Annotated in this window: 6 protein-coding genes, 1 tRNA gene and 2 pseudogenes; all 9 read right to left on the bottom strand. The window is 35.2% G+C overall.

The annotated features are described in order from the left end of the window. Nucleotides 1-20: 20 nt before the first annotated feature. Nucleotides 21-92: transfer RNA gene (locus FJR77_RS01625), tRNA-Glu, on the bottom strand. 91 nt (nt 93-183) lie between these two features. Next, the gene (locus FJR77_RS01620; RefSeq protein ID WP_125451777.1) at nt 184-663 is read right to left on the bottom strand and encodes a sigma-70 RNA polymerase sigma factor region 4 domain-containing protein; all 480 of its coding nucleotides are present in this window, start codon (nt 661-663) and stop codon (nt 184-186) included. A gap of 123 nt (nt 664-786) precedes the next feature. Beyond that, nucleotides 787-1,759: pseudogene (locus FJR77_RS01615) on the bottom strand (IS630 family transposase). Between the two features lie 30 nt (nt 1,760-1,789). Next, nucleotides 1,790-3,077, bottom strand: a pseudogene (locus tag FJR77_RS01610) (IS4 family transposase). A 104-nt stretch (nt 3,078-3,181) separates the two neighbouring features. After that, nucleotides 3,182-5,140: an ATP-dependent zinc metalloprotease FtsH gene (gene ftsH, locus FJR77_RS01605; protein ID WP_140833892.1), complete on the bottom strand. Its 1,959-nt coding sequence runs from the start codon at nt 5,138-5,140 to the stop codon at nt 3,182-3,184. A 15-nt stretch (nt 5,141-5,155) separates the two neighbouring features. Further along, nucleotides 5,156-5,698, bottom strand: a complete 543-nt coding sequence (hpt, locus tag FJR77_RS01600; RefSeq protein ID WP_140833894.1) for a hypoxanthine phosphoribosyltransferase — start codon at nt 5,696-5,698, stop codon at nt 5,156-5,158. A 4-nt stretch (nt 5,699-5,702) separates the two neighbouring features. Beyond that, entirely contained in the window at nt 5,703-6,980 is a 1,278-nt protein-coding gene (gene tilS / locus FJR77_RS01595) for a tRNA lysidine(34) synthetase TilS (protein WP_140833896.1), read from the bottom strand. Then, nucleotides 6,977-8,245 (bottom strand): serine hydrolase, encoded by a 1,269-nt coding sequence (locus FJR77_RS01590; RefSeq protein WP_140833898.1) that lies wholly within the window; start codon nt 8,243-8,245, stop codon nt 6,977-6,979. The genes tilS and FJR77_RS01590 overlap by 4 nt, the downstream gene beginning before the upstream one ends. Next, the gene (locus FJR77_RS10400; protein ID WP_000429334.1) at nt 8,238-8,360 is read right to left on the bottom strand and encodes an SP_0009 family protein; all 123 of its coding nucleotides are present in this window, start codon (nt 8,358-8,360) and stop codon (nt 8,238-8,240) included. The genes FJR77_RS01590 and FJR77_RS10400 overlap by 8 nt, the downstream gene beginning before the upstream one ends. Nucleotides 8,361-8,363 lie beyond the last annotated feature (3 nt).

Raw genomic sequence — 8,363 nt, 5'->3', positions numbered from 1 at the left:
ATTTTATCTGCAACATACCATAGTCCGTACGGGATTCGAACCCGTGTTACCGCCGTGAAAAGGCGGTGTCTTAACCCCTTGACCAACGGACCAGAGTTGTTATTTTCAACTCTTACTATTATACAGCCTTTTTGTTTTTTGTCAACTACTTTTTTAAACTTTTTTCGACTTTTTTAAATTTGACTATTTTAGCCCAATAGCAAACTCTTTAAACACAATACGTAAATCCCTCAATACTCTTTGACGTCCTCGAAAACGTTCATTTCTTAAAACACGTTCTAACTCTTCTTGTTTTTCTTTACTTTGTTCCTTTCTATACCTCCGTATTGTTTCATGAAAGAGATAGTAGTCATCTAGCCACAGACCTCCCTCGCTTATACGATGACTTATCTCACCTACTTCTTCATATGGTTCTTTATCATATCTTCTTTTTTGACTTTCTTGTTTACGGATATAGTCTAGAATCCGATTTCGGAATTTAGTTTTGAAATATTTACGTAAGCGTGGAATATCTTCTACTATTCCTTCTTCTTTACTAATCAACTCATGTAAGCAAATCATTCCCTCTTGATCCCAATCCGATAGCTCCCATAAATGCAAGTAATATTCATTTCTACACTTGTACACAATTCCTTGAACTTCTTGATACAATTCTTTAATCATAATGTTCTCCTTTCTAGATACAGTTTAACAAATCATAGAGCTATTTAGGTTCATTCCCCTATTCTGCTTTCTACACCGTCTCAACTGCACAAAAAAAGAGAGGTCGTTCCTCTCTCAATGTCATTAATACTCAATGATTTTCAAAACGCTTTTTTCCAGTCCTTGAATAACTTCTTGAAGCTTATCAATGACGGATTCCAATGTTTGGAAAGCCTTATTTTTACAACATCGTTTTCGAATTTCTTTCCAGACTTTTTCGATAGGGTTCATTTCTGGTGTATAAGGTACTTGATTTATGCCATATAGCATTATCCATGACAAGTAACATATAGTCGTCTGGATAAGCTTGTGAGACTTGCCGTAGAAATTCATTCGTCCACTCAGTATTGCATCCTCCAACAATGAGGAAGAAGGAATCTACTGTCTGAGCATCTACTGCCCCATAACAATAGCGATATTCTAGCATATAATGACTAGGAATGCTAGATCGGATTCCTTGAGGAGCCCAACAAGAACTCATCATACTGATTCTTCCAAAACCAGCTTCATCTTGGTACATCAAGCGTACTTTGTTATAGGATTTCTCCTCTTAAAGCGCTTGCTTAAGATCTCGAATGTAGATTTTATTTTTAGATGTCTCAATTGTTTGAGCGTCTGCCTTCTTGGTATGTTTGGGTCGAGGAGTGACCGTTCGCCAACAATGGCGTTTCAGGAGATAATAGAATCCATCACGTGTGGAAGTGCGACCAATCTCTCTTTGATAGGCTTCAAATAACTGATTGACAGTTACAAATTACCCAGCCTGAGTAGCTTCTATATGACGTTTTAGAAATGTTTGTTCTTCTTCGTAAGTCATATATTCTCGATGACGTCCACCACGAGTCTCTTGAAGAAGAGCTTCTAAACCAAACTCCTTGTATTTTTTCAAATTCCTCCGAACAGTTGTTTTATTGCAATCTAGCAGATCCATGATTTCCTTATAACTCTTTTCCTTTGAGCAAAAATAAATAATCTGTAGACGTTTGTGATATTTGGCGTACGATGAATCTCTTAGGAGTTCTTCAATTTTTTGTCTTTCTTCGTTTGTAAGTTTCATAACTACTATCTATAAGATGTTTTTTGAGATTTATGTTACTCTATAGATGAAATCAACTACCGATTGATCTTTTATCTTTCTTGGATATTTTCGATTCGGTCGAATAATAGATAACTGTTTCTTGAGGTAGTTTTCAACTGGAGAAAAAAGGGAACCGTTAAAAAACAAACGGCAGGCATAAGTCGCATCTGAGAAACACACTTTATATCTTTGTTTTTTGTGACTACTGTCGATGGCAACTTGCGAGTTTACCCAACGACAAAAGTTAAAATTTGTAAAGCGAGCAAAGATTTCTTTGAGAATCCCTGCCTTCTTTTTGGCGTGAAAATTGACCAAGCCAATACTGTATTTCAGGTCACGAAAACTAGTCTCTATGCCCCATCTACTGGCGTAGAGATTTTTTAATTCTTGGACTGAATATCCCGTATTTGTCACTAAAGTTTCGTATTTTCCTTTTTCCACTTCTAAACGTACCATACGAAAAGGAAGTTGGTATAGTTCAACAGGGTCATGTTTTCGACTTGTTTCTGGAAGAAAATCAAAAGTAGAATTGTGTGGAATAAAATGATAGTCATTGGGAAAATCACGATAACGTTTTTTAAACTGCTTGGTTTGCTTTCGTGATAATGTTAGAGAAAATGTTTGATCAAAACACTCTGTATTTGGCAAGTTGAAGGAAGAACACATAGATTGTTTCCCATCTCGAATGCAGATAAGGTAAAGCCAACCTTTTTCTTGAAAATGAGCCATGAGATTGTAACTTTCATATCCTCTATCCATGATAACCAGAGCTTTCTCGAAAGGGAGAAGTCTCCATCATCTGAATCATAGCTAATCGATCATGTTGCCTATGTTTGTCTTGAATAGAAACATCTCTTTATCCTCCAGTCGTCAAGTCGTATAGGGTATTTATGTGCATGAGATCATAGGATTTAACATCCTTTTTTGTTTAGATAGAGGTTTCTGTATCTATAGGATTTCTAGGAATACAGATATCACTCCCATCAGCAGCGAATATTAGGAAATCAGTGTTGAGTGGAATAGGTGCTGTAAATTCTTTAAATAGGGCATAGAAAGCTTCAGGTTTTATTTGATAGCGTCTTTGAACAAAGGCTGAATTTGAAACTGTCAGTTTGGCATCTAGTAATTCTTTTGACAGTGATTTCCCGCCCATTCCCAGAATTGTACGAATCATAGTTTCTAGTGATAAACTTCTTTTACGAGTAAAGACCTGTTCATCTTGTTTGACGAACTCAACTTTTTGACCAAGGATACTCTGAATACTCTTATTCAAGTGGGCTTTTATCTGTTTTATCATGAGAAATACCTCCTTAACTATAAGTTTATCACATAAAAAAGAAACCCAAATACAGAATTGTATTTGAATTTCTTAACTTAATGACATTAGTGCCTCTATAAGTGTTATTTTTCGTCATTCATTTTTGATTTTACTTCATCATAAGATAGTGCATGAGATTCCTCTTCTACTGTTTCAGGCATCTTTCCTGTTTCGTAAAGAGATTTAATTTGTGTACTATCCAATGTTTCGTATTTCAATAATGCTTCTGCAATCAACTTGTGAGTTTCACGATTTGACTGAATAATTTCAGCAGCTTTATTTCGTGCTTCATTCAATAATGATCTAACCTCTTCGTCAATTTCATAAGCTGTTTGTTCTGAAATTGATTTTTGAGGGCTTTGTGCACCAAACATGGCATGATTTCCTTCATATTGAACTGGGCCAAGTTTTTCACTCATACCGTACTCTGTAACCATTGCACGCGCCATTTGTGTCGCTTGTTCAAAGTCGTTTGAAGCTCCTGTAGTTTGGACATTAAAGATAATTTCTTCAGCTACACGTCCACCCATTAAGCCAGCCAATTGCTCTTTCATATCTTCTTTAGATAGAAGCATTTGGTCTTCCTTAGGAAGTGCAATCATATAACCGCCTGCACGGCCGCGTGGTACGATAGTAACTTTATGAACAACACGGGCATTTGACAAAACTAAACCAACAATGGTATGACCTGCCTCATGGTAGGCAACCAATTCACGTTCTTTTTGTGAAACAGTCTTATCTTTCTTAGAAGGACCAGCAATCACTCTATCTTCTGCTTCATCAATATCTGAGGCATCAATTACCGATTTATTGCGACGAGCAGCAACTAAAGCCGCTTCATTCAATACATTCTCTAAATCAGCACCCACAAAACCTGGAGTTTGTTGAGCCACTAATTTCAAATCAACATCTTCTGATAAAGGCTTGTTCTTAGCGTGAACTTTCAAGATTGCTTCACGACCTTTAACATCAGGACGGCCAACCAATACTTTTCTATCAAAACGTCCTGGACGCAAAAGGGCAGGGTCAAGTACATCTGAACGGTTTGTAGCAGCGATGACGATAATCCCTTCATTTCCCTCAAAACCATCCATCTCAATCAAGAGTTGGTTCAAGGTTTGTTCACGTTCGTCATTTCCTCCGCCAAGACCAACTCCACGTTGACGTCCAACAGCATCAATTTCATCTATAAAGATGATAGCTGGTGCTGCTTTTTTGGCATCTTCAAAAAGAGAACGAACACGACTAGCTCCAACTCCGACAAACATTTCTACAAAGTCAGAACCTGAGATACTAAAGAATGGAACACCTGCTTCTCCGGCTACTGCCTTAGCAAGCAAAGTTTTACCTGTTCCCGGAGGTCCCTCCAAAAGAACACCTGCTGGAATACGGGCTCCAAGTTTTGTAAATCGTTTTGGATCTTTTAAAAATTCAACAACTTCAACTAGTTCTTGTTTTTCTTCCTCAGCTCCAGCAACATCTGAAAATCTTACTTTAATATCTTCTTTATTTGCAGCTTTAGCCTTACTACGTCCAAAACTCATTGGGTTACGACTATTATTTCCTCCCATATTTCCCATCATAGAGAATAGGAAGAAGAAAAGAATACCGAATGGCACAATGGATACAAGAATATTAATCCACATACCACTTGAACTTTCATGTTTAACAGTTACTTCCGCTTTATGGTCAGAAGCAAGTTTTTGCAATTCTGATACTGTAGTGTCTGAAGGAAGAATAATACTTGAAAATTTCTCTACTGTTGTAGCAGAAGGAGAAAAGAACTGAATGCCTGTTGCTTCTTTACTTGTTTTAGGATTTTTATAAACACCTGAAACTTCGATAACACTGCCATTTGGTTGGTAAGTCAATTCTTTTACATTGTCATCGGTAATTTCTTTTACCAATTCTGTATAATTAATTTGCTCATTTTTCCCTGCAACACTACCTGTACTAAAATACTGATAACTTGTAACTAGGAAAAAAATAAGTAATAACCATAGAAAAGGATTTTTAATTAAACCATTATTTTGTTTTTTCATTAAAAATTGTTCTTTCTAATTTGAATATACTTCTTCTTTCAATACTCCAACATAAGGAAGGTTACGATAGTTTTCTTTGTAGTCTAAACCATAACCTACTACAAACTCATTTGGGATAGTAAAGCAGGTATAGTCTGCCTCAATTTCTACAACACGTCCTTCTGGTTTATCCAACAAGGTTGCAATTTTAACAGAAGCAGCCTCTCTTGCTTTAAACATATCTCTTAAACTCTTCAAAGTTTGACCTGTATCAATAATATCTTCTACAAACAGAACATGTCTTCCTTTGATATCCTGAGTCACATCTTGTTTAATATTGATAACACCACTACTTGCTGTTCCACCATGGTAGCTAGAAACCATCATGAAGTCCATTTCAATATGTGTATCAATCTGTTTAACCAATTCAGCCATAAAAGGGATAGATCCTTTTAAAATCCCAATTAAAATCGGATTTTTTCCTGCATAATCTTTAGTTAGTTGGGCACCTAATTTTTTAGCAGCTTCTGTAATTTCATCGTGTGAAACGAGAATTTTTTTAATATCGTTTTCTAACATTTTTTTACCTATCTATTTTTTCTATATAAAGTACAGTGTTCATTATATCATTTTTCGTGTTTTTACTCAAATTACTGGTCGCAATTCCCAAAATTGAGACAATTTCACCAAATTGCTCAATAATTAGAGCAGATTTTCGTTTTTCCATAGGGATTTTCAAATCGATAAATAGACGTCTGAGTTTTTTTCTATGCCCATTTTGAATCAGAAAATCTCCTGTTTTTCGATGACGAATGTGTATGGATGTTTCCCGTGAAACAGGTATTTGTTGAATTGATTCACCTTCTAAAGGAATTCCAAAGGAAAATATGCATCCTTGATAAAATACCTGATTTTGATAGTGTAACACAAGTTCATCTTCCTTTTCATCAGACTGAGGACTGATTTTACAAATCCGAAACTGTTGATACTCTTTTACTAATTCATAACCATTTTTAAGTGGATGACGATACTGGCTTTTAGTCTTTAAAATTTGCCGAACTTCTTCAAACTGAGCTTTTGTAAGATTCAAATCTGGAAAACGATTCAGATAAATTTGAAGTAAAACTTTTTGTGTTGGCTCAGAATAAGAAAATAACTGCTGTAAATCTTCCACATCAATATTGCTAGATAATTCAGCTATGGCTAAGTCATAATCTAAAATTTCATTTCCTATACTTAAGATTGCATCTCTAAATCGAGGATTTTCTTTTTCTAATTCTGGTAAATAAAAGTTTCGAATACGATTTCGAAAATAATGATTTTCCTTATTTGATGCATCTTCAAAGTGAAAAATTGATGGAAAGTCTTTTTTCTGAAAATGCAATAAGGGCCGAATGATTTCTATCTCTCCTACTACTTGCTTCTCCTTAATTCCTGATAGATAGCGCAAACGAGTACCTCGAATCAAACGCATCAAAATCGTTTCCACCTGGTCATCAGCATGGTGGGCAGTGACTAAAGCTGTCGCACCTGTCTTTTTCATGACCTCTTTAAAAAAATCATAACGAAAATGTCGAGCACGCGCTTCTGAAAATTCTCCTGAAAAATTGCTGATATAAATAGGAAGCTCTGATTCAGCAGCCAACTTCCTTAATTCCTGTTCTTCCCAATCTGATTCTACTCTCTGCTTATGATTAACATGGGCTAAAATCAGTTCGATTTCTAACTCTTTTTGATAAGTAGATAATACCTTAAATAGAAACATAGAATCTAACCCACCAGAAAGAGCTAGCACCACCTTAGTATGCTTTTTGAAATATCCCTTCTTGAGAAAATGATTTAAAAAATCTTGTTCCCTCATTTTAGAACCTCATAAACATCCTTGGATATCTGAGAAATTGTATCATAATCAGAATTCTTAGTGAAAATAGAAAGAATAAATGGAGAATCTGCGTAGACAACACCCGTATCATGCTTAAATTCGTCCGCATCCCCAATTTTATGAGCTACCTTCACAGAAACACCTTTGGCAATTCGCTGATTATCAAAATCTGTTTTAGTCAAAGACTCTAGCACAAATCCATTTTGATTATAAATAGCTTCCATGACCTTCCCGGCCATCTTGGAAGAAATCAATTTTTCTTTTGAATCCCAATCATCTCCCATAATAGCAGACATCTTGGATTTGAATGTGGCATCAGATTGGTTTGAAATGTAATATCCCAATATGTTATGAGCTACATTGTCCGATTCTTTAGATACTTTCGTTATTAAGTCCTTGAGAGAATACTCTTTATTATCCTCTTTTTTAGGGAGGCTACCACTTCCCTCTGGTTTATAAGAACCTGGAAAATCATTGACCGCAGATACGTATTTTACAGTCGTGTCTAACTGATAAAGACCCTCATTTATTTTTTCTTGCGTATAATAAAGATAAGGGAGTTTTAAAACACTAGCTGCATACATCTTTTCATCTTGATTGATACCAGCTTCTTTTCCAGTAGTCAGTTGCTTAACATAAATAGAGAATGAATCCTTCTGATATTTTTCAGATAACATTTCTTGAACTTTACTCATCCGATTATCTTCTTCAGAAGTTGATTCTTTAGCTACCCATCCAGTCTGATCAATATGTAGAAATTCTCTTCCTTCTACAAACATGGTCTTATCGATTGATACCTGAGAATAAGCTGATAAGGATGATTTCACTTCTTTTAAATCATAAGGACTATTGTACAGTTTAAAATCAGATTCTAACCATACTTTTTTTATTGTAGGAGTTACCTCTGACTGATCATATAAAAATCGTTTGTCTGCAGCAATAAATTGATGATTGGATAACTTAAATACTGGAATTCCTTGTTTATTTAAACGCCACTCGGTTATTTGGAAACTTATTTTTGGACTTAATTTTCCAGATTCAACAACTAAATCTTCATTCGCATAAACAGGAACTTCTCCATAAACCATAGGAGAAGTTAGCTTTTCTCTAAAATAAATACCAAAGTCAGATTGTGAAAGGTAATAAATTTCTTTCGAAGTATAGACAACTTCTTTTTCTGTGCTAACTACTTTTGAAACTGTCAAAAAACTCGGTAGCAACAAAATAATTAAGAATTTACGCATTCTTCCTTTCCTTTTCTTCTTGTAAACGCAATAATTGATTTTTATCAGCCAACTCTTCAAGCTTTTCATCTGATAAACTCAAAAATTGCTCAATTACGTCTAATAAATTTTCCATTTT

Origin of the sequence: Streptococcus shenyangsis, from assembly GCF_006385785.1 — a bacterium.
In the GTDB taxonomy this organism is placed as follows: Bacteria; Bacillota; Bacilli; order Lactobacillales; family Streptococcaceae; genus Streptococcus; species Streptococcus shenyangsis.
Note: the sequence above shows the minus strand (reverse complement) of the source record. Positions and strands in the feature narration are given on the sequence as shown.

Coding starts and splice junctions, on each gene's coding strand:
- ftsH (WP_140833892.1), bottom strand. CDS start 5,140: ATGAAAAAACAAAATAATGGTTTAATTAAAAATCCTTTTCTATGGTTA.
- tilS (WP_140833896.1), bottom strand. CDS start 6,980: ATGAGGGAACAAGATTTTTTAAATCATTTTCTCAAGAAGGGATATTTC.
- hpt (WP_140833894.1), bottom strand. CDS start 5,698: ATGTTAGAAAACGATATTAAAAAAATTCTCGTTTCACACGATGAAATT.
- FJR77_RS10400 (WP_000429334.1), bottom strand. CDS start 8,360: ATGGAAAATTTATTAGACGTAATTGAGCAATTTTTGAGTTTATCAGAT.
- FJR77_RS01590 (WP_140833898.1), bottom strand. CDS start 8,245: ATGCGTAAATTCTTAATTATTTTGTTGCTACCGAGTTTTTTGACAGTT.
- FJR77_RS01620 (WP_125451777.1), bottom strand. CDS start 663: ATGATTAAAGAATTGTATCAAGAAGTTCAAGGAATTGTGTACAAGTGT.